The 21,699-nt window shown below is 67.1% G+C and carries 17 protein-coding genes; 10 read left to right on the plus strand and 7 right to left on the minus strand.

The window, feature by feature from the left end:
* Positions 1–72 precede the first annotated feature (72 nt).
* Together DD542_RS12865 and DD542_RS12870 are read left to right on the plus strand one after the other, a co-directional pair.
* Positions 73–849 (plus strand): ferredoxin--NADP reductase, encoded by a 777-nt coding sequence (locus DD542_RS12865; RefSeq protein ID WP_066151134.1) that lies wholly within the window; start codon positions 73–75, stop codon positions 847–849.
* A gap of 72 nt (positions 850–921) precedes the next feature.
* The gene (locus DD542_RS12870) at positions 922–1,434 is read left to right on the plus strand and encodes a disulfide bond formation protein B (RefSeq protein WP_241559547.1); all 513 of its coding nucleotides are present in this window, start codon (positions 922–924) and stop codon (positions 1,432–1,434) included.
* 29 nt (positions 1,435–1,463) lie between these two features.
* On the opposite strand, the gene argA is transcribed toward DD542_RS12870, so the two are convergent.
* A complete protein-coding gene (gene argA, locus DD542_RS12875) occupies positions 1,464–2,804 on the minus strand; it encodes an amino-acid N-acetyltransferase (protein ID WP_066151130.1) in 1,341 nt (446 codons plus the stop codon).
* A gap of 69 nt (positions 2,805–2,873) precedes the next feature.
* On the opposite strand from argA, the gene hrpA reads away from it, so the two are divergent.
* Together hrpA and DD542_RS12885 are read left to right on the plus strand one after the other, a co-directional pair.
* A complete protein-coding gene (hrpA, locus tag DD542_RS12880; protein WP_206610825.1) occupies positions 2,874–6,809 on the plus strand; it encodes an ATP-dependent RNA helicase HrpA in 3,936 nt (1,311 codons plus the stop codon).
* Between the two features lie 71 nt (positions 6,810–6,880).
* The gene (locus DD542_RS12885) at positions 6,881–7,597 is read left to right on the plus strand and encodes a twin-arginine translocation signal domain-containing protein (protein ID WP_127805942.1); all 717 of its coding nucleotides are present in this window, start codon (positions 6,881–6,883) and stop codon (positions 7,595–7,597) included.
* Positions 7,598–7,606: 9 nt separating this feature from the next.
* Here the strand turns inward: DD542_RS12885 and DD542_RS12890 are convergent, their stop codons facing one another.
* Genes DD542_RS12890 through lptF form a run of 5 tightly spaced genes read right to left on the minus strand, consistent with a single transcriptional unit; the run spans position 7,607 to position 12,335 of the window.
* Positions 7,607–8,788 (minus strand): pyridoxal phosphate-dependent aminotransferase, encoded by a 1,182-nt coding sequence (locus DD542_RS12890; RefSeq protein ID WP_127805943.1) that lies wholly within the window; start codon positions 8,786–8,788, stop codon positions 7,607–7,609.
* A 4-nt stretch (positions 8,789–8,792) separates the two neighbouring features.
* Positions 8,793–9,737, minus strand: coding sequence for a CysB family HTH-type transcriptional regulator (locus tag DD542_RS12895; RefSeq protein ID WP_066151121.1), 945 nt, complete (start codon positions 9,735–9,737; stop codon positions 8,793–8,795).
* On the minus strand, positions 9,734–10,099 hold the full coding sequence (locus DD542_RS12900) for a CbiX/SirB N-terminal domain-containing protein (RefSeq protein ID WP_127805944.1): 366 nt from the start codon (positions 10,097–10,099) through the stop codon (positions 9,734–9,736). The genes DD542_RS12895 and DD542_RS12900 overlap by 4 nt, the downstream gene beginning before the upstream one ends.
* A gap of 2 nt (positions 10,100–10,101) precedes the next feature.
* The gene (lptG, locus tag DD542_RS12905) at positions 10,102–11,220 is read right to left on the minus strand and encodes an LPS export ABC transporter permease LptG (protein ID WP_127805945.1); all 1,119 of its coding nucleotides are present in this window, start codon (positions 11,218–11,220) and stop codon (positions 10,102–10,104) included.
* Positions 11,217–12,335 (minus strand): LPS export ABC transporter permease LptF, encoded by a 1,119-nt coding sequence (lptF, locus tag DD542_RS12910; protein ID WP_066151778.1) that lies wholly within the window; start codon positions 12,333–12,335, stop codon positions 11,217–11,219. Before lptF ends, lptG begins: the two co-directional genes overlap by 4 nt.
* Before the next feature lie 25 nt (positions 12,336–12,360).
* Between lptF and DD542_RS12915 the strand changes: the two genes are divergently transcribed.
* The 6 genes from DD542_RS12915 to DD542_RS12940 all read left to right on the plus strand — a co-directional run bounded on the left by DD542_RS12915 (position 12,361) and on the right by DD542_RS12940 (position 19,353).
* Positions 12,361–13,863, plus strand: a complete 1,503-nt coding sequence (locus DD542_RS12915) for a leucyl aminopeptidase (protein ID WP_127805946.1) — start codon at positions 12,361–12,363, stop codon at positions 13,861–13,863.
* Positions 13,860–14,291, plus strand: coding sequence for a DNA polymerase III subunit chi (locus DD542_RS12920; protein WP_079365780.1), 432 nt, complete (start codon positions 13,860–13,862; stop codon positions 14,289–14,291). Before DD542_RS12915 ends, DD542_RS12920 begins: the two co-directional genes overlap by 4 nt.
* Positions 14,292–14,484: 193 nt before the next feature.
* Positions 14,485–15,693, plus strand: a complete 1,209-nt coding sequence (locus DD542_RS12925; RefSeq protein WP_066151105.1) for a branched-chain amino acid ABC transporter substrate-binding protein — start codon at positions 14,485–14,487, stop codon at positions 15,691–15,693.
* A 195-nt stretch (positions 15,694–15,888) separates the two neighbouring features.
* Positions 15,889–17,064 (plus strand): ABC transporter substrate-binding protein, encoded by a 1,176-nt coding sequence (locus DD542_RS12930; RefSeq protein WP_079365781.1) that lies wholly within the window; start codon positions 15,889–15,891, stop codon positions 17,062–17,064.
* Positions 17,037–18,704: an ABC transporter permease gene (locus DD542_RS12935; protein WP_127805947.1), complete on the plus strand. Its 1,668-nt coding sequence runs from the start codon at positions 17,037–17,039 to the stop codon at positions 18,702–18,704. The genes DD542_RS12930 and DD542_RS12935 overlap by 28 nt, the downstream gene beginning before the upstream one ends.
* Position 18,705: 1 nt before the next feature.
* Positions 18,706–19,353, plus strand: a complete 648-nt coding sequence (locus tag DD542_RS12940; protein WP_066151095.1) for an ATP-binding cassette domain-containing protein — start codon at positions 18,706–18,708, stop codon at positions 19,351–19,353.
* Between the two features lie 24 nt (positions 19,354–19,377).
* On the opposite strand, the gene selD is transcribed toward DD542_RS12940, so the two are convergent.
* Positions 19,378–21,663 carry a selenide, water dikinase SelD gene (selD, locus tag DD542_RS12945; protein WP_127805948.1) on the minus strand — a complete coding sequence of 762 codons (2,286 nt, stop codon included), beginning with the start codon at positions 21,661–21,663 and terminating at the stop codon, positions 19,378–19,380.
* Between the last annotated feature and the right edge of the window lie 36 nt (positions 21,664–21,699).

Consider the following 21,699-nt stretch of genomic DNA (forward strand, 5'->3'; position numbering starts at 1 on the left):
CGACTTCTACAATCGCGAACTGTTTTTGTTTCCAAGTCCGGCGTCCCGGCCGGACCCATCTTCTTCAAGACCATGAGTGCATTTCTGGAAGAGCGCGTCCTGAGCGTTCATCACTGGACCGATCGTCTGTTCAGTTTCACCACCACCCGCGACACGGCGCTGCGCTTCTCCAACGGCCACTTCACCATGATCGGGCTGCGGGTGAACGACAAGCCGCTGCTGCGCGCCTACTCGATCGCCAGTGCCAACTATGAAGAGCATCTGGAGTTCCTGAGCATCAAGGTGCCGGACGGTCCGCTGACCAGCCGCCTGCAGCACATCCAGGTGGGCGACACCATCATCGTCGGCAAGAAGCCCACCGGCACGCTGCTGATCGACTACCTGCTGCCCGCGAAGCGCCTGTACCTGCTGGCCACCGGCACCGGGCTGGCGCCGTTCCTCTCGATCGTGCGCGATCCCGAGACCTACGAGAAGTTCGAACAGGTCGTGCTGATCCACGGTGTGCGCGAGGTCAAGGAACTGGCCTACCGCGACATGCTGGAAACGCAGCTCAAGCAGCACGAGTTCCTGGGCGAGATGGTGAGCCAGCAGTTCATCTACTACCCGACCGTGACGCGCGAGCCCTTCGTGCACCAGGGCCGCATCCCCAACATCATCGAGAGCGGCCAGATCGCCAAGGACACCGGACTGCCCGAGTTGAACCCGGCTGAAGACCGCGTCATGATCTGCGGCAGCCCCGAAATGCTGCGCGACCTCAAGGCGCTGTGCGAGAAGCGCGGTTTTGCTGAGGGCAATACCACGCGCCCGGGCCAGTTCGTGATCGAGCGCGCGTTCGCCGACAACGGCTGATCGCCCGCCGCTGGAACTTGAAGGCGCTGGCCGGGTCCACCCGCAGCGCCTTTTTCATCTTCTGGAGTTTTCTTGAGCTTCCTGACCCCCGCCATCGATTTCCTTGACCAGCACCCGCGCCGTGCGCTGACCCTGGTGGCTACCGGCTGCATCGGTCTGCTGGCTTTCGGCATGTACCTGCAGCATGTGGTGGGACTGGAGCCCTGCCCGATGTGCATCGTGCAGCGTTATGCGCTGATCCTCGTGGCCATCGTGGCCGGTGTTGCTGCCTCCCTGTCGGGGGCCAAGGGCCGGCGCGTCGGCGTCGTCCTGATGGGTCTGCTGGCACTGGGTGGCGCCTTCGTCGCCGCGCGCCAGAGTTTTCTGCAGTGGTACCCGCCCGAGGTGCTCAGCTGCGGACGCGACTTCTACGGAATGATCGAATCCTTCCCGCTCAAGCGCGCGATTCCCATGATCTTCAAGGGCAGCGGCGACTGCTCGGCGATCGACTGGACCTTCCTGGGCCTGTCCATCGCAAACTGGTCCTTCCTCTGTTTTGCCGGCATTGCGGCGCTGGCGACGGCACTGCTGCTGCGCCGACGGTAGTAGGCGCGGCCCGCTCGCTGGGCAGGCTCTCAGCCCAGCTTCTTGACCAGCACCTGGCTGCGGCGATCCCAGTTGTACTTGCGCTTGCGCGCCTCGGGCAGCCAGTCGGGGTTGACCTGCACGAAGCCTCGCTTGATGAACCAGTGCATGGTGCGGGTGGTGAGCACGAAGATGCTCTGCAGGCCCTGGGCCCGGGCGCGGGTCTCGATGCGCTTGAGCAGGCGCTCGCCGTCGCCCTGGCTCTGGCTCTGTGGCGAAACGGTGAGCGCGGCCATTTCGGCGGTGCGTTCTTCGGGGTAGGGGTAGAGCGCGGCGCAGCCGAAGATCACCCCGTCGTGTTCGATGATGGTGTAGTTGCCCGCATCGCGCTCGATCTCGGTGCGGTCGCGCTTGACCAGGGTGCCGTCCTTCTCGAAGGGCTCGATCAGGGCCACGATGCCACTGACGTCGTCGATGGTGGCCTCGCGCACGCTCTCCAGTTTCTCGTCCACCACCATGGTGCCGATGCCGTCGTGCACATAGATTTCCAGCAGCAACGAACCATCCAGCTTGAACGGGATGATGTGGCTGCGCTCCACACCACCTTCGCAGGCGCGCACACAGTGCTGCAGGTAGAAGCCCGGATCGGTGGGCAGGGTGGCGACGGGCAGGCTGGCGATCAGGCGCTTGGCATCGGCCAGGGGCAGCTCGGTGTCGATGTCGCTTTCAGGATCGTTGGCGTCCACGCGGATGCCCGGGATCTCGGTCAGGAAGATGAGCTTGTCGCTCTGCAAGGCCACAGCCACCGAGGTCGCCACGTCTTCCATCCCGAGATTGAACGCCTCGCCGGTGGGTGAAAAGCCGAATGGCGAGATCAGCACCAGGGCGCCCATGTCCAGCGTGCGCTGGATGCCTTCGGTGTCCACCTTGCGCACCAGGCCCGTATGTTGGAAATCGACACCGTCGATCAGGCCCACCGGTCGGGCGGTGATGAAGTTGCCCGAAATCACGCGCACCCGGGCGCCGGCCATGGGCGTGTTGGGCAGGCCCTGGCTGAAGGCGGCTTCAATTTCGTAACGCAGCTGGCCCGCCGCTTCCTGTGCGCAATCCAGCGCGATCGGGTCGGTGATGCGCATGCCATGCGAGTACTTCGCCTCCTGGCCCTTGAGGCGCAGCTGTTCGTTGACCTGCGGGCGGAAGCCGTGCACCAGCACGATCTTCACGCCCATGGCCTGGATCATGGCGATGTCCTGCGCGATCGAGGCCAGCTTGCCCGCAGCGATGGCCTCGCCAGTCAGGCCGATCACGAAGGTCTGGTTCCGGAACTTGTGGATGTATGGGGCCACCGAACGGAACCAGGGCACGAAGGTGAAATTGAAGACGGTGGACATGTCGGGCGGGTGGGGCAGACGGGCGGGGTGCGCAGGATAATTGCAGGTTGCCCGATTTTGACTGAAGTTATCCCCTTGTCCTCCGCGCTGCACATCGAGTTCCCAGAAGCCTTGCCCGTCTCCGCCCGCCGGCAGGAGATCGAGGACGCCATCCGCGACCACCAGGTCGTGATCGTCTGCGGCGAAACCGGTTCGGGCAAGACCACGCAGTTGCCCAAGATTGCCCTGGCGATGGGGCGTGGCCGGCTCAACGCGAAGCCGGGCCAGCGCGGCCAGCTGATCGGCCACACGCAGCCGCGGCGGATCGCGGCCAGCAGCGTGGCCAAGCGCATTGCCGAAGAGCTGAAGACACCGCTGGGCGAGGTGGTGGGCTACAAGGTGCGCTTCCAGGACCGGCTGAGCAAGGACGCCTCGGTCAAGCTGATGACCGACGGCATCCTGCTGGCCGAGACGCAGACCGACCCCGACCTGCGCGCCTACGACACGCTGATCATCGACGAGGCGCACGAGCGCTCGCTGAACATCGACTTCCTGCTGGGTTACCTGCGCCAGCTGCTGCCGCGCCGGCCGGACCTGAAGGTGATCGTCACCTCGGCCACCATCGACGCGGACCGCTTTGCGGACTACTTCGCGTCCAGCAAAGGCAAAGCGCCTGTCTTGATGGTCTCTGGCCGCACCTACCCGGTGGAGGTGCGTTACCGGCCGTTTGAAGAGAGCCGCGAATACGACCTGAACGATGCGATTGCCGACGGCGTGGACGAACTGTGGCGCGGTGGAGCAGGCCAGGGCGGTGACATCCTGGTGTTCCTGCCCGGCGAGCGCGAGATCCGCGAGGCCGCCGACCATCTGCGCAAACACCTGTCGCATCAGCCCGCGCTGCGCAACGCCGAGGTGCTGCCGCTGTTCGCGCGCCTGTCGCAGGCCGAGCAGGACCGCATCTTCCAGCCGCACGGCCAGCGCCGCATCGTGCTCTCGACCAACGTGGCCGAGACCTCGCTGACGGTGCCGGGCATCCGTTTCGTCATCGACGCCGGCACGGCCCGCGTCAAGCGCTACAGCTTCCGCCAGAAGGTGGAGCAGTTGCTCATCGAGCCGATCAGCCAGGCCGCGGCCAACCAGCGCGCCGGCCGTTGCGGCCGGGTGGCCGATGGCATCTGCATCCGTCTGTACGACGAGGCCGGGTTCAACAGCCGGCCGAAATTCACCGACCCCGAAATCCTGCGCAGCTCGCTGGCGGGGGTGATCCTGCGCATGAAGGCGCTGCACCTGGGTGCGGTGGAGGATTTCGCGTTTCTGGAAGCGCCGCAGCGCCGCGCCATCACCGACGGCTACCAGCTGCTGTCCGAACTGGGCGCAGTGGACGAGGCCAACGAACTCACCCGCATCGGCCAGACGCTCAGTCGCCTGCCGCTGGACCCGCGCGTGGGCCGCATCCTGCTGGAAGCGCAGCAGCGAGGTGCGCTGGACGAGGTGCTGGTGATCGCGTCCGCGCTGAGCCTGCAGGACGTGCGCGACCGGCCGCTGGAGAAACAGACCCAGGCCGACCAGGCGCACAAGAAGTTCGATGACGAGAAGAGCGAGTTCACCGGCACGCTCAAGCTGTGGAAGTGGCTGGAAGACAGCAAGGGCGGTCACGGCACCGACCACAAGCTCAGCTACCGCCAGTACGAGAACCTGCTGCGCGAGAACTACATCAACGTGCGGCGTGTGCGCGAGTGGCGCGACATCCATTCGCAGCTGCACACCGTGGTGGCGGAGCACAAGTGGGTGATCAACACCGCGCCCGCGTCGTATGAGCAGCTGCACCTGTCCATGCTCGCCGGCCTGCTGGGCAACATCGGCCAGAAGAACGACACCGAGGACTGGTACCTGGGCGCACGCGGCATCAAGTTCCACCGCCACCCGGGTGCCAACCTGAGCAAGAAGCCGGGTCGCTGGATCGTCTGCGCCGAGCTGGTGGAAACCGCGCGTCTGTTCGGCCGCGGCATCGCCAACATCGAACCGCAGTGGCTGGAACAGGTGGGGCAGCACCTGCTCAAGAAGCAGATGCTGGACCCGCACTGGGAAAAGAAGGCCGCCCGCGTCTCGGCGCTGGAGCGCGCCACGCTCTACGGTCTGGTGGTCTACCACCAGCGGCGGGTGGACTACAGCAAGGTCGACCCGGCCGGCGCGCGCGAGATCTTTATCCGCGAGGCGCTGGTTGGGCATCTGCACGAGGACACCTGGGACAGCAAGCTGCCCTTCCTGGCCGCCAACCGCCGCACCGTGCGCGAGGTGCAGGAGCTGGAACACAAGGCCCGCCGGCAGGATGTGCTGGTGGACGACGAACTGATCTACGCCTTCTACGACCAGCAGCTACCGGCCGACGTGTGCAACGGTGCAGCCTTCGAGCGCTGGTACCGGGACCACAGCCGGGAGAACCCGAAGCTGCTGTTCCTCACGCGTGAAGAACTGATGCGGCACGAGGCCGCGGGCATCACCACACAGGCCTTCCCGAAGACGCTGCGACTGGGTGGTGTGGACTGCGCCGTGGCTTACCTGCACGAACCGGGCGACCCGCGCGACGGTGTGAGCGTGACCGTGCCCATCTTCGCACTCAACCAGGTCAGCGAAGACCGCTGCGACTGGCTGGTGCCCGGCATGCTCAAGGACAAGGTGCAGGCCTTGCTCAAGACCCTGCACCAGCGGCCGCGTTCGCGCCTGGTGCCCTTGCCGGCCACGGCCGAGAAGATGACCGAGGCGCTGTGCCAGCCCGAGACCTTTGGCGGCGGCAGCCTGATGGACGCGCTGCTCAAGCTGGTGCGCGACGCGACGCAGCTGCCGGTGCAGCGCAACGACATCAAGGTCGACATGCTGCCGGCGCACCACTTCATGCACCTGCGCGTGGTGGACGAACACGGCCGCCAGCTCGGCCAGGGGCGCAACCTGGGCGCACTGAAAGCCGAGCTGGGCAGTCAGGCGCGTGGCGCCTTCCAGGCGCTGGCTTCGCTCAAGCTCAAGGACATCGCGGCGCCCGCGGCTGCGCCCGCTGCAACGGCGCAGTCAACGGCCGCCGATGGCGTTCGCCGTATGCCTGCGCCCGACAAGGCCAAGGCACCGACCTCACCGGCCGCGAAGACGTCCAGCGCCGAACAGCGCCACACCACCTGGGACTTCGGCGAACTGCCCGAGCTGATGGAAATCCGCAAGGGTGGCCAGACGCTGATCGGTTTCCCGGCGCTGATCGACGCCGGCGACGCGGTGCGCATCGAGGTCTTCGACGAGCCCGAGGTGGCGCAGGCGCGCCACCGCGCCGGCCTGCGCCGCCTGTTCGCGCTGCAGATCAAGGACGCGCTGAAGTACCTGGAAAGGAACCTGCCCGGCCTGCAGGCCATGGGCGTGGCCTACATGGCCGTCGGCAAGACCGACAGTGGCGGCGGTGGCGGCACGCTGGACGAACTGAAGAACCAGATCCTCGACCTCGCCCTGGATCGTGCCTTCCTGACCGACCCGTTGCCGGCGGATGCCGCGGCCTTCAAAGCTCGGGTGGACGAGGGCAGAGGACGCCTGACCCTGATCGCCAACGAGATCGCGCGCCAGGCTGGCGTGATCCTCACCGAGTTCGCCGCCGCGCAGCGCAAGCTCAAGGACAGCAAGCCTCCGGCCGACGTGGCCACCGACGTGCAGCAGCAGATGCAGCGCCTGGTGCCCAAGACTTTCCTGAGTTCAACGCCTTACGCGCAGCTGCAGCATTTCCCGCGCTACCTCAAGGCGGTGCAGCTCCGGCTGGACAAGCTGCGCGGCGACCCGGCGCGCGACGCGGCCAAGTTCGCCGAACTGCGCCCGCAGGACCAACGATTCTGGCGCCTGGTGGCCGAGCGCAAGGGGGTGCAGGACGCACGGCTGCAGGAGGTGCGCTGGCTGCTGGAAGAGCTGCGCGTGAGCTTCTTCGCTCAGGAGTTGCGCACGCCGCAGCCGGTGAGCATCAAGCGCATCGACAAGGCCTGGGCCCAGCTCAACACCTGATCCGGTGTGTCCCTGTTGACAGCGGCGTCCGGCCTGCGCTTCACTGACGCCTTCTTTGCATGGAGGTGTCCATGGATCGGCGTGACTTCGTGGAAGGGTGTGCGCTGGGCGCGGGTGCGCTGGCCACGACACTCGGGGCGGCCAGCTGGGCGGCACAGGCCACGCCGCGCCGCTACGCCCCGGCGTTGCTCGTCGACGAGCTGGGTGATCCGGTGAAAGCCTCGCAGCTGAAGCTGCAGACGAACTACGTGTTCCACTACCCGTTCGAGGCCACGCCGGTGTTCCTGCTGGACCTGGGCAAGGCCGCCATGCCACTGTCCCTCAAGACCAAGGGCCAGCAGGACTACCAGTGGCCCGGTGGCGTGGGGCCGCGCCGCAGCCTGGTGGCGTTCAGCGCCATTTGCGCCCACCAGCTGGTTTATCCCACCAAGGACCTGAGTTTCATCAGCTTCCGCAAGGGACCGGTGCTCAATCCGAAGACGCCCAGTCACGGCAACGACCTGATCCACTGCTGCGCCGACCACAGCCAATACGACCCGGCGCGCGGTGCCCAGGTGCTGGGCGGGCCGGCGGAACAACCGCTGTGCGCCGTGCTGCTGGAGCACGATGCGCGCACAGACACCCTGACCGCGACCGGCACCCTGGGTGGTGAACTCTTTGACGAGTTCTTTCGCAAGTACGAGATGAAGCTGAGCCTGGACGTCGGGCCCAAGGCGCGCCAGCCGGTGGCCGGGCGCAGCACCGTGAGGGAACTGGAGCGCTTCTGCCGCAACCCGATCCGCTGCTGACGCGCTGCGTCAGAGGCGGGCCAGCCGCTCCAGTGCAGCCTTCAAGGTGTCGTCCTTTTTGGCGAAACAGAAGCGCACCACCTTCTGGTCGAAGCCGTTGCCGTAGAACGCCGAAAGAGGAATCGCCGCCACGCCGATCTCGCGCGTGAGCCACTGGCAGAACTCGCCTTCGGGCAGGTCGCGTTCCGCCACCGCCAGGTTCTCAATGCCCACGCACTGGAAGTAGGTGCCCTGGCCGGGCAGCAGGCGAAAGCGCGTTTGTGCAAGACCTTCCCGGAACAGGTCGCGCTTGCGCTGGTAGAAATCGCTCAATTGCAGGTAGGGCGCCGGGTCGGCCATGTAGGCGGCCAGCGCGTGCTGCATGGGCGTGTTCACGGTGAACACGTTGAACTGGTGCACCTTGCGGAACTCGGCCGTCAGCGGCGCAGGTGCGATCACCGTACCGACCTTCCAGCCGGTGACGTGGTAGGTCTTGCCGAAGCTGCTGATGATGAAGGCGCGCGCCGCCAGGCCGGGGAAGCGTGCAGCGCTCTGGTGCTGCTGGCCGTCGTAGACCATGTGCTCGTAGACCTCGTCGCTGATCAGCAGCACGTCGGTGGGGGCCAACAGTTCGTCGAGTCGGCGCATGTCCTCGGCGCTCCAGACTTGGCCGCTGGGGTTGTGCGGGCTGTTGATCATGAGCGCACGGGTGCGTGGCGTGATGGCGGCGGCGATGGCATCGAAGTCGGGCCGGAACGTGCCCGGCACCAGTGGCACCCGAACGACCTTGCCACCGGCCAGCTCAATGTTGGGCACGTAGCTGTCGTAGCAGGGCTCCAGCACGATGACTTCGTCGCCCGGGTGCACCACCGCGAGGATGGTGGTCAGGATGGCCTGCGTCGCGCCAGCGGTGACGGTGATCTCGGTGTTCGGGTCGCAGCGCAGGCCGTACAGCGCTTCCATCTTTGCCGCCATGGCTTGGCGCAGCGCGGGTACGCCGGGCATGGGTGGGTACTGGTTGTGGCCGGCCTGCATGGCCAGGGTTACGGCGTTGACCAGTTCCGGGTCGCAGTCGAAGTCAGGGAAACCTTGGCCCAGGTTGACGGCCCCGACCTCGGCGGCGAGCGCCGACATGACGGTGAAGATGGTGGTGCCGACGGCGGGCAGGCGGGAGGTCAGCGGCGGCGTGCGGGGGGCGGTGGCGGTGTCCATGGCTTCAGATGTCGTATTCGTCGGAGTTGCCGGCCATGGCGCGCAGGATCAGGTCGCGCGAGAGCCGGTCGCTGAGCAGCTCGGCAAAGCGCAGCACGAACTGGCGCAGGTAGCTGCCGCGTTTGAACGCCACGCGGGCCAGGTTGTGGCCGAACAGCTGCGCGCCGGGGCGGGCCACGAGGTCGGGGGTCGCGTTGTCACCCTGCATCGCCATCTCGGCTACGATGCCCACGCCCATGCCCAGCTTCACGTAGGTCTTGATCACGTCTGAATCGATGGCTTCGAGCACGATGTTGGGCCGCAGGTGCCGCAGCGCGAAGGCCTGGTCGATGCGGGTGCGGCCGGTGAAGCTCGGGTGGTAGGTGATCAGCGGCACATGGGCCAGGTCTTCCAGCGTGATGCGCTCCTGCGCCACCAGAGGATGGTCGTAGGGAAACACCAGCACGTGCTGCCATTCGTAGCAGGGCAGGGTGACCAGATCGGGGTAGTTGGTCAGCGACTCGGTGGCGACGCCGATCTCGGCCACCTCCTCGATCAGCATCTTGGCGACCTGGTCGGGCGAGCCCTGGTGCAGGCTGACCGCCACCTTGGGATAGGCTTGGCGCAGCTTGGCTACCGGTCCGGGCAGCACGTAGCGCGCCTGGGTGTGGGTGGTCGCGATGGACAGCGTGCCGCTGTCCTGCGCTGCGTACTGTTCGCCGATGCGCTTGAGGTTGTTGACCTCGCGCAGGATCACCTCGATGCTCTTGAGCACCTGCACGCCGGGTTCGGTGATGCGCTTGATGCGCTTGCCGTGGCGGGCAAAGATCTCGATGCCCAGCTCCTCTTCGAGCTCGATGATGGCCTTGGACACGCCGGGCTGCGAGGTGTGCAGCGCCTTGGCGGCTTCGGTCAGGTTCAGGTTGCGGCGCACCGCCTCCTGGACGAAGCGGAACTGGTGCAGGTTCATCGGGCAGGTTCCAGCGCAATCTGTGCGAGCAGGGCGGTCAGGCGGGGATCTTCGCCGGCGGCGGCGAGGCGCTCGAAGCGAACGTCGGGATGGGCGCGTGCCAGCTGATCCACCAGCACCGGCAGGTCTTCGCGGGCGTGTTTGCCCATGCCGAAGAACAGGGGCAGTACCCGGATGCGGGACACCCCCTGGCTCACCAGCTGCGCGGCAGCGGTGGGGAGGTCGGGCTCGCTCAGCTCCAGATAGGCACAGGCCACCCGCACCGCCGGATCGGCGACACGGATCTGCCGCGCCACCGACTCGACCGGCGCCCGCCACAGCGGGTCGCGGGACCCATGCGCAAAAACGATGACGCCCAGCATGGCTACCTCCTGAGCACCAGCCAGCCAAACGCGCCCAGCGACAGGAACGAATAGATGATGGCGGGAGACGCCGCCGCCAGCCAGGGGCGCCAGTGGTTGAGATTGCCGATGTAGCCGAAGACGTTGTTCAGCAGGAAGAAGCTGATGCCGATCATCACGCCGCCGAACACGTAGCCGGTGATGCCGCCGCTGCGGAAATGCAGGTAGGCGAACGGCAGGGACAGCACCACCATCACCAGACAGGACAGGGGGTAGAACACCTTGCGCCAGAACTCGATCTCGTAGCGTTGCGCGGTCTGGCCGTTGGCCTCCAGGTGCTGGACATAGGCATAGAGATCGGTCGTGCGCATGCGGTCCGGCTTGAGCAGCGCCACCGACACCATCTCCGCAGAAATCGTGCTGGGCCACGAGAACGACTCGTGCTGGCTGCGCACGATCCGGGCCGACTGCTGGCCTGCCACGTCAAATTCCCTGCGCACCACCTCGTGCAGCGTCCAGGAACCGTGGCCTTCGATCCGGCCCTGCTCGGCCTGCACCGTGGACACCAGCAGGCCCTGGTTGTCGAACTCGAAGATGCGGACCTCACCCAGCTCACCGGAGGGAGAGAGCGAGCCTACGTTGACCGAGAAGTTGCTGTGCGCCTGCCGCTCCTTGAGCCAGGCGCCGGTCTGGCCCAGGCTCAGCTTGCCTTGGTACCGGGCCTTGAGCAGTTGCGCGGTCTTGTCGGCAATCGGGGCGACATAGTCTCCGACCGCGAAGGTGAGTGCAACAAACAGCAGGCCCAGGCCCAGCAGTGTGCGCAAGGCCTTCCAGGGTCCCAGGCCGCTGGTGCGCAGGATGGTGTATTCGGAACTCTGGGCCAGTCGGGCCAGCACCGCCACCGAGCCGATGAGCACCGATATCGGGAGCAGCTCGTAGATGCGGCTGGGCATCAGCAGCGCCACATACAGCATGGCGTGCGTCAGCTCGTAGGTGACCTTGGGGTCCAGGCGGGACGGCTGGCCGATCGCCGCCAGCTCCTCGACGAAATCGAAGAAGAAGAACAGCGACAGGAAGGCCAGCAGCACGTAGCCGGTGGCGATCAGGACCTCGCCGTAGATCAGTCGGCGGATCGTTTTCATGCGGATGCCCCCGCGGCGCCGCCACGTGCGATCTGGCTGAACCAGGTGCGCCAGTGGATGTTGTGGTGGCGCTTGGCCAGCCACAGGGCACTGAACAGGAACACCGAGCCGTGCAGCAGGACGGTCAGCGTCAGCCAGCTGACCTGTCCGGCGGTGACCCAGCGCTGACCGACGTTGAGCAGGTTGAAGTACACGATGAAGGCAAAGAGCGTGAACAGCAGGTTGCCGCTGCGGCCGGCACGGGGGTTGCTGACCGTGGTCGCGACGCCCAGCAAGACCAGATTGAAGGCGGTCAGTGCCACGCCGATGCGCCAACCCAGTTCACCCATGTGCGCGGGCGTGGGGTCCTGGATGAGCGCGAGGGTGCTGCGCGCCTTGAGCGCCTGGCCGCCGCGGATGTAGGAGGACGAGGCGCCGATCTGTGCCCCGTACTGCTCGAACTGGCTGACCTTGATGCGGCCGGTCTTCGGGTCGCTTTCGAGACGCTGGCCGTTGTTGAGCATCAGGAACTGGCGGTCACCCTGCCACTCGATGCGGCCGGACACCGCCGAGGTGACGGTCTCGTTGCCGTTCTTCTCGATGCTGGAGATGAACACGTTGCGCCCTTCGGTGCCGTCGGCCGTGTCCTTGTCGATGAAGAACACCCGCCGGCCGCTGGACGACTCCTGGAACTGACCCGGGGCGATGCGCTGGAGGTCGCCGCGGTTTTCGAACCGGTTGCGCAGTTCGGCGGTCTGCTGGTTGGCCCAGGGCCAGACGAACAGCACCATCAGAACGATCACCAGCAGCACCGGCCAGGCGAACCTCATCACCGGACTGAGAAATCCCCCCAGCGAGCGCCCGCTGGAGAACCAGATGATCATCTCGCTCTCGCGGTACATGCGGGAGAGCGTGGAGACAATCGCGATGAACAGGGCCAGCGTCAGGATGGTCTGCGTGTAGCCCAGCACTGTGTAGCCCAGCACCAGCATGACCTCTTCCGGGTTCACGCTGCCGCGCGAGGCCAGTCCCAGCGTGCGGATCAGCAGCACCGTCAGCACGATGGTGAAGAGCACCACCAGGGTGGCGCCGAAACTGCGTGCCAGTTCGGTGCGGATGGATGAATGGAATAACATCGAATCAAACAGGAAAGACACGATTATGGACTTCGAACTCAAAGCCCTTTCCCCGGTTCAGGCAAGCCAGCTCGCGGTGGACGCACTGGTGGTGCTGGTGCCCGACGACACCCAGGGTATGGACGGCGCCGACGCCTTGAGCGAGCTGGTGCGGGACGCCTCCCGCAGGGGAGATCTTGAAACCGGCGTGGGCAAGTGCCTGTCGGTCTACCGGCCCCAGGGGCTCAAACCGGTCAGGGTGGTGCTGGCACGCACTGGCGACTGTTCGCCCGCTGCGGTCCGCAAGGCGGTCACGGCGGCGATGTCGGGCCTGAAGTCGTCCAGTGTGAAGAAAGTGGCTGTGCTGCTCAGCGGGATGGCGAGCGACCAGCCCACGGTGCACAGCGCCATGGTGGCGGTGGCGGACAGCACCTACGCCTATGTGACCACCAAGCCTTCTGCCACCGCTCGCGCGATCCGGCAGGTGATCGTCGGTGTGAGCGACGTCGCCGTGGCGCGTCCTGCCTTCCGTTTCGGTCTGGCCCAGGTCGCCGGGATCGAGCTGGCCAAGGAGTGGGCCAACCGGCCCGCGAACCACGCCACGCCCAGCCACCTGGCCGAGGCCGCGCGCAAGCTCGGGCGCAAGCCCCGCATCAGGACCGAGGTGCTCGGGCCCAAGGAAGTGGCGGCTCTGGGCATGGGCGCCTTCATGGCGGTGGCGCAGGGCTCGTCCCAGCCGCTGCGGTTCATCGTCATGCACTACCAGGGCGGGTCCAAAGGCAGTGCGCCGGTGGTGCTGGTGGGCAAGGGCATTACCTTCGATACCGGCGGCATCTCGATCAAGCCTGCGGCCGAGATGGACGAGATGAAATTCGACATGGGTGGGGCTGCGAGCGTGCTGGGCACCTTCGCCGGGCTGGCCGAGCTGCAGCCCGAGGTCAACGTGGTGGGCATCATTCCGAGCTGCGAGAACATGCCGGACGGCAGCGCGGTCAAACCCGGGGACGTGGTCACCAGCATGAGCGGACAGAGCATCGAGATCCTCAACACCGACGCGGAAGGCCGGCTCATTCTTTGCGATGCACTGACCTACGCCGCGCGGTTCAAACCGCGTTGCGTGATCGACATTGCCACGCTCACGGGTGCCTGCGTGATCGCTCTCGGGGCGGTCCGGTCTGGCATGTTCGCCAACCGGAGCGACCTGGCCGACGCACTGCTCGCGGCGGGAGATCGGTCAATGGATCTCTGCTGGCGGCTCCCGCTGGACGACGAATACGCCGAAGGCCTCAAGTCGAACTTCGCGGACATGGGCAATGTGGCCGGACGGGCGGGTGGTGCGATCACTGCGGCCAAGTTCCTGCAGAAGTTCGTGGCGGAAATGCCCTGGGCGCACCTTGACATCGCAGGGACGGCCTGGAAGAGCGGCACCAGCAAAGGTGCGACGGGGCGACCGGTTCCCTTGTTGCTGCAGTACCTCAGCGATCTCCAGGGCGAGACCGGAGCGCCCAAGAAGTCGCGCTCAGGCGGCAGGACATCCCGCAAGGCATGACCGAGGTCGCGTTTCACCTGAACGTCGGAGACCGGACGGTCTACCTCTGCAGGCTGCTGCGCAAGGCCTACCTCAAGGGCTCCCGCGTGTACGTGCTCGGCGGCGCGTCGTCCATCGACCCGCTCGACAGGGCTCTCTGGCTCATGGCGCAGGGTGAGTTTGTGCCGCATGCAAGAAGCGGATCTGCAGAGCACGTCCGCCGCCGTTCGCCCATCGTGCTGGGCGAGCATGAGCCCGAGTGGGGGCCGGTGGATGTGCTGGTCAATCTGTCGGATCAGGCCCTCTGCGGTGTGGGTGTTGTGCCGCGGATCATCGAGGTGGTGGGCTCGGAACCAGGAGGCAGGGAGAAAGGTCGGGAGCGGTGGCGGCTCTACCGCCAGGCGGGCGTTGAGCCCACGGCCCACGACCTGTCCGGGTCCGTGGCGTGATGGATGGTCGTTTGCCTTGCATGCGGTGTGCTTATGGTGCATGCGTTGGAATGATGCTCACTGGGGCAAACCCTTGAAGCGATTTGTGCAAGCCCTGATGCAGCGTCCTCTGCGCAACGATTTGGAGTATCTTTATGGATGTGGAGAAAAGTTCCCTCCGCATTCCAAAATTCATTCCTTTCCGAGGATACCTATGCAACTGAACCTGAAACTGGCCGTCATTTCCGCAGCCGTCGTTCTGGCCGCCTGCGGCAAAAAAGAAGAGGCAGCTCCGGCCGCCGCTCCTGCTGCTGCCCCGGCACCTGCTGCCGCTCCTGCGCCCGCAGCAGATGACGGCGTCATCAAGATCGGTCACGTCGGTCCCACCAGCGGTGCCATCGCCCACCTCGGCAAGGACAACGAAAATGGCGCACGCATGGCCATCGAAGAGTTGAACGCCGCTGGTCTGACCATCGGTGGCAAGCCTGCCAAGTTCGAGCTGCTGGCCGAAGACGACGCTGGTGATCCGAAGCAGGGCACGGCCGCCGCTCAGAAGCTGGTGGACGCCAAGGTCAACGGCGTGATCGGTCACCTGAACTCGGGCACCACCATCCCCGCGTCCCAGATCTACAACGACGCTGGCATTCCCCAGATCTCTCCCTCCGCCACCAACCCCAAGTACACCCGCCAGGGCTACGCAGGTGCGTTCCGCGTGGTGGCCGACGACGTGCACCTGGGTGGCACGCTGGGCAAGTACGCTGTGGAATCCCTCAAGGGCAAGAGCATTGCAGTCATCGACGACCGCACCGCCTACGGCCAGGGTGTGGCCGACGAGTTCGAGAAGGGTGTGACAGCCGCTGGCGGCAAGGTCGTGGGTCGTGAATTCACCAACGACAAGGCCACCGACTTCAACGCCATCCTGACCACGCTGAAGGCCAAGAAGCCGGACATCGTGTTCTTCGGCGGCATGGACGCCGTGGCTGGCCCGATGCTCAAGCAGATGAAGCAGCTCGGCATCAAGGCCAAGTTCATGGGCGGCGACGGCATCTGCTCTTCCGGCCTGGTCGATCTGGCTGGTGACGGCATGTCCGACGAGCAGGTCTACTGCGCGGAAGCCGGTGGCGTGGAAGGTGAAGCCAAGGCGGGTATGGAGAAGTTCAAGGCCGACTTCAAGGCCAAGTTCAACGCCGACGTCCAGGTGTACGCACCGTACGTGTACGACTCCGTCAAGGTGATGGTCGAAGCCATGAAGGCTGCCGATTCTTCCGACCCGGCCAAGTACCTGCCGAAGCTGAAGGAAACCAACTACAAGGGCGTGACGGGTCAGATCGCTTTCGACGAGAAGGGCGACATCAAGAACGGTGCCCTGACGCTGTACACCTACAAGGGTGGCAAGCGCTCGGAACTGGCCGTGATCCGCTGATCTGCGGACAAGCCTCAAAAGAGCCGCCTTCGGGCGGCTTTTTTGTGGGTGCCTCTCGGCCGATCGACGCACAACCCTCCTGGCACAGGGTGCTCGGTTGGCCGGGTCAGGCCGTACAGTCGGTGTCGGCTGTAAGTTTTCGGCCTCCCGCCCGACTGCTGGCCTTCCATTTACTGTTTTATCGAGAGTTCGCGCATGAAATGGTTCTCGCTGACCGCACTGACCCTGAGCCTGTGTGTCCCGTTCGCTGCCCACGCCGACTGGGCCAAGACCGAAGCCGAGGCCAAAGGCCAGTCGGTGTACTTCAACGCCTGGGGCGGCGGCGAAGCCATCAATGCCTATATCGCCTGGGTGGCGCAGGAGGTCAAGGGCCGCTATGGGGTGGAGCTGCGGCACGTCAAGGTGACCGACGCAGCCGAGGTGGTCAAGCGGGTGCAGACCGAGGTGGCGGCCGGCCGGCGCACCGACGGCTCGGTCGACCTTGTGTGGATCAACGGCGAGAACTTCCGCAACCTCAAGCAGGGCGGTCTGCTGTTCGGTCCCTGGGCCGAGTCCCTTCCCAACTGGGGCGCGGTGGACCTGAACAAGCCGGTGCGCAGCGATTTTTCGGTGCCGACGGAGGGTTACGAGGCGCCGTGGGGCACGGCCCAGCTGACCTTCATCGCCGACAAGGCCCGCACCCCCACGCCGCCGCGCTCCGCGGCCGAGTTGCTGAGCTTCGCCAAAGCCAACCCCGGGCGTGTGAGCTACCCGAAACCACCAGACTTCCACGGCACCACCTTTCTCAAACAGGTGCTGATCGAGTTGGCACCTGACCGCAAGGTGCTGCAGTCACCGGTGAGCCCCGCCAGCTTCGGCGCCGCCACCGCGCAGCTGTGGGCCTACCTGGACCAGCTGCACCCGGCTCTCTGGCGCAGTGGCAAGACCTTCCCGGCCAGCGCCGCCGAGATGCACCGCATGTTGGCCGATGGCGAACTCCGGCTCTCGCTCACCTTCAACCCGAATGAGGCCGCGAACCTGATCAGCTCGCGCCAGTTGCCTGCCACGGCCTACAGCTTCGGCTTCGCCGGCGGCACCATCGGCAACGTGCACTTCGTGGCCATTCCCGTCAATGCCAAGGCCCGCGCCGGGGCCCAGGTGGTGGCCAACTTCCTGCTGTCGCCCGAGGCCCAGGCGCGCAAGGCCGACATCACGGTATGGGGCGACGGCAGCGTGCTGGATGTGAACAAGCTGCCGGCGTCGATTCAGACCGCCATGCGCAAGACGGCGCCGGGCGCGCTGGCCGAGGCCGTGCCCACGCTGGCCGAGCCCCATGCCAGCTGGGTGGAGGCGCTGGAGAGCGAGTGGCTCAAGCGCTACGGGACCCGCTGAGTCGGCGCGGCTCACCCTCCGCGCCATCGGGATTCCGCTGGCGCCAGGCGCGGGCCTGGCTGGCGGCCCTGCCGGCGCTGGCGATCCTCGGGCCGGTGCTGCCCGGCCTGTACTGGGCGCTGGCGCCCTCGCTGGACCTGTCGGTCTGGCGGGCACTGTGGTCCGACGTCCAATGGCCTCAGGCCCTGCGCACCACCCTGGTGTCGGCCGGGCTGGGCAGCGTGCTGGGCATGGCCCTGGCGGCCGGGCTGGCGACTGCGCTGTACCCGGGGCCGCGCTGGCTGGCGATGCAGCGACGATTGCCGCTGATGCTGTCGGTGCCGCACGCGGCCTTTGCCGTCGGCCTTTTGTTCCTGATCTCGCCCTCAGGCTGGCTGGCGCGTGCGGTGGCACCGCTGGCGGGCTGGATCGATCCGCCGGCTTGGACGACGGTGCAGGACCCGCTCGGCCTGAGCCTGGCCCTGGCGCTGGGACTCAAGGAGAGCTGGTTCCTGCTCTGGGTGCTGGTGGCGGTGCTGGGCGAGCAGACCGTGCATCGCCACATGGTGGTGGTGCGGTCGCTGGGCTACAACCGCGCCCAGACCTGGCGGCACGTGCTGTGGCCCCAGCTGCTGCCGCGCCTGGGCTGGCCGCTGGCGGCGGTGCTGGCCTACGGCCTGTCGGTGGTGGACATGGCCGTGGTGCTGGGGCCGAGCACGCCGCCCACGCTGGCGGTGCTGGTTTGGCAATGGCTGACCGACCCCGACCCCGCCCTGCAAGCCCAGGGGGCGGCGGCGGCGCTGCTGCTGCTGGGGCTGTTTCTGCTGATCGCGGTGGGCGCCCGTTGGATATGGCATGGGCTGGTTCGGCGCGCGGCCTATCCTGCGGGTGTGCGCCGGCCTGCAAGCAACCCGTCCCGCTGGGGGCTGCACCAGCCGCTGTTTCTGGTGGGCTATGCGGTGGTGGCGGTGCTGCTGCTGTGGTCGCTGGCGGACACCTGGTTCTTCCCCGCGCTGTGGCCCGATGCGCTGTCGCTGCAGACCTGGATGCAGGCCGACTGGGCGCCGTTCGGCACCACCCTGTGGCTGGCGGCGGCGGCCACACTGCTGTGCCTGCCGGCCGCGCTGGTCTGGCTGGAGTGGGGGCCGCAGCGCTACAACGCCGTGCTGTATCTGCCCCTGATCATTCCCTCGCTGCCCCTGGTGGCGGCGCAGTACGCGGCGCTGCTGCGGCTGCCGGCCGACGGCACCGCAGGCGGCCTGTTGTGGAGCCACCTGCTGTGGGTGCTGCCCTACATGGTGCTCACCCTGATCGGGCCCTACCGCGCATTCGACCGGCGGCTGATGACCACCGCGCGGGCGCTGGGCCAGTCGCCCCTGGGCGCCTGTCTGCACGTCAAGTGGCCGATGCTGCTCAAACCCATCCTGGCCGCGCTCGCGGTCGGTTTTTCGGTCAGCGTGGCGCAGTACCTGCCGACGCTGTTCGCTGGCGGCGGGCGCTTTGCCACGGTGACCACCGAAGCGGTGGCGCTGAGCGCCGGCGGCAATCGCCGCGTGCTGGCCGCGCAGGCGTTGCTGCAAATCGTGCTGCCGCTGCTGGGCTTCGGTCTGGCAGCGCTGCTGTCTCAATGGGCGGGTCGACACCGTCGAGGGTTGCGCTGAAATGCTTGAGGTTCGAAATCTGACCATCGTCAAGGACGGCCATGAGCTCATCGCGGGCCTGGACCTGCAGGTCGGGCAGGGCTGCATCGTCACACTCACCGGCGCGTCGGGCTCGGGCAAGTCGACCCTGCTCAACTGGCTGGTGGGCGATCTGGACCCGGCGTTCCAGGCCCAGGGCGAACTGTGGCTGGACGGCCAGCGGCGTGACGCCTGGCCGGTGGAGGCGCGCGGCATCGGCATCCTGTTCCAGGACGACCTGCTGTTTCCCCACCTCAGTGTGGGGCAGAACCTGGCGTTCGCCTTGCCGGCCGCGGTGCGCGGCGCCGCCGCCCGGCGCGAGCGGGTGGCGCAGACGCTGCGCGATATCGGTCTGGAGGGTTTTCACGACCGCGACCCCGCGACGCTCTCGGGCGGGCAGCGCGCGCGTGTGAGCCTGATGCGTGCGCTGCTGGCCGAGCCCTGCGCGCTGCTGCTGGACGAGCCCTTCTCGCGGCTGGACGCGGCGCTGCGCGCGCAGTTCCGCGGCTTCGTGTTCGAGCAGATCCAGCTCCAGCGCATCCCGACCGTGCTGGTCACACACGATCCGGACGACGTGCCACCTGGCGGGCAGGTGTTCGACATCCAGCAGTGGCAGGCGCCGCCGGACTGAGCGAACCGCTAAGCCCAGGCGGACTCAGGCACTCAGCACCACTGGTTCGAGCGCGTCGCTGGCAGCGCTGATGCGGCCGATGGCGGCGGTGTGCGGGTAGCCCGCCGCCTGCAGCGCGCGGACGCAGTCGGCCGCGCGGTCGGCGGGCACGCTGGCCAGCAGGCCACCCGCGGTCTGCGGGTCGAACAGAAGCGGGTAGCGTTGGTCGTCCACGAAGGCCACGGCGTTGCGCAGCGCACGGCGCAGGCGCACGTTGGCCGGCTGCAGCGAACTGACGATGCCGGCCTTCACGCAGTCCACCGCGCCGTCGAGCAGGGGCAGGGCGCCCAGCTGCAGCTCGGCGTCCACCCCCGAGGGGCGGGTCATCTCGACCAGGTGCCCGAGCAGGCCGAAGCCGGTGAGGTCGGTGCAGGCGGTGGCGCCGTGTTCGCGCAGGATCTGCGCACCGGCCTGGTTGGAAAGCACCATCGATTTCAGCGCGGCGTCTATCCAGCGGCCTTTGGCGGCGTGCCGCGCGTGCGCCGCGAACAGGGTACCGGTGCCGATGGGTTTGCTCAGCAGCAGCACGTCGCCGGGCCGCATGCCGCCCTTGCGCATCACGCCGGTCATGCGCTCGTCGATCAGGCCGTTGACGGCAAAGCCCAGCGCCAGCTCGCGCCCTTCGCCGGTGTGTCCGCCGACCAGGCTGCAGCCGGCGGCGTTGAGCACCTCGACCGCGCCGGTCATCATCTGCAGCAGCAGGTCTTCGACCTTGGTCTCCAGGCCGGGCGGCACGGTGGCGATCGCCGTGGCCGACTGGGGCTCGGCCCCCATGGCAAAGATGTCGCCCAGCGCGTGGTTGGCCGCGACCTGGCCGAACAGGTAGGGGTCGTCGATGAAGCTGCGGAAGAAGTCCACCGTGTGCACCATGGCCATGCCCGGCGGCACGCGCACCACGGCGGCGTCGTCCGGCGCATGCAGGCCGATCAGCACGTCGTCGCGCTGCACCGGCTGCAGGTTGCCGAGAGCGCGGCTGAGGATGCTGGCCCCCACCTTGGCGCCGCAGCCGCCGCAGCGCATGGCGATCGCCGAGATCGCCTGGCGCGACTCTTCGGCGCTCAGCACCAGGCCGCTGGCGGGTGCGGCCTGCGACGGCGAGGCCGGCGCCATGGCGGGCAGCTCGGTGAACGTGCGCATGAAGCGCCGGTCGATGCGGTCCTTCCAGCGCCAGACCCAGTCGCCCGCGAAGCCGATGGGGCCGCGCGAGGCCACGGCGTGGCGGTCGCCGGTGGAGATCAGCGCCAGCCAGTGTTTCTGCGGGCGGTAGGGCTGCAGGGGTTGACCGCGCAAGGCCCGGCGCAGGTTGCGCGCCAGCGGACGGCCCATGCGCACCGCGAACACGCCGGCCTTTTCCAGCGGGCGCGGCAGGAAGGACGCCACGTCGCCGGCCGCGAATATCTTCGGATCATCCGGCGTCTGCAGGTATTCGTTGACGCAGACGAAGCCGTGTTCGTCCAGCGCCAGACCCGTGCCCTGCAGCCAGGCCGGGCCGCCCGCCTGCGTCACCCACATGGTCTCGTCGGCGTCGAAGGTGCGGCCGTCCTGCGTGGTCAGGCAGCCGGGCGAGACCTGCGACACCTCGGCCCGGGTGTGCACCGCCACGCGCCGCTCCTTCAGCACGTGGGCAAAGCGCGCCCGGACCCTGGGGTTGTGTGTCGGCAGCAGGGTCTCGCCCGCGGTGAGCAGCACGAACTGCAGCAGGTCGGGGTTCTTGCCCAGGGCCTGCAGCTCCTGGCGCAGCCGGTATTGCATGGACAGCACCAGTTCCACGCCGCCTGCGCCGCCGCCCACCACCGCCACGGTGAAGCGGTCGCGCAAGCCGCGCACGCGCTCCAGCAGGTCGAGCCAGCGCTGGTTGAAATGGGCGATGGGCTTGACCGGCACCGCGTGGGCCTGGGCGCCATCGACCTGACGCACATTCGGTGTGGAACCGGTGTTGATGGACAGCAGGTCGTAGGGAATGGCGGGCCGCCCCTTGAGCAGCACGCGCTGGCTCGCGCGGTCCAGCCCGGTCACTTCACCGTGGATGAAGCGCGCGCCCGCGAACGCCGCCAGGCGGCCCAGGTCGATGTGCACCTCGTCGAAGCTGTAGTGGCCCGAGACATAGCCCGGCAGCATGCCGGAGTAGGGCGTGTCGATGTCGGTGCAGACCAGGGTGATGCGCAGGCCCGGTTCGGGCTGCATGGCCAGCCTGCGCAGCGCGACCACATGGCTGTGGCCGCCACCGACGAGGACCAGATCGCGCAGGACAGGTTGTTCGTGTGATTGCATGCGACGTTGGCCGCGCAGAAGGGAGGGGCGCTGGGG

The sequence above is a fragment of the Hydrogenophaga sp. NH-16 genome, from assembly GCF_004006415.1.
In the GTDB taxonomy this organism is placed as follows: domain Bacteria; phylum Pseudomonadota; class Gammaproteobacteria; order Burkholderiales; family Burkholderiaceae_C; genus Hydrogenophaga; species Hydrogenophaga pseudoflava.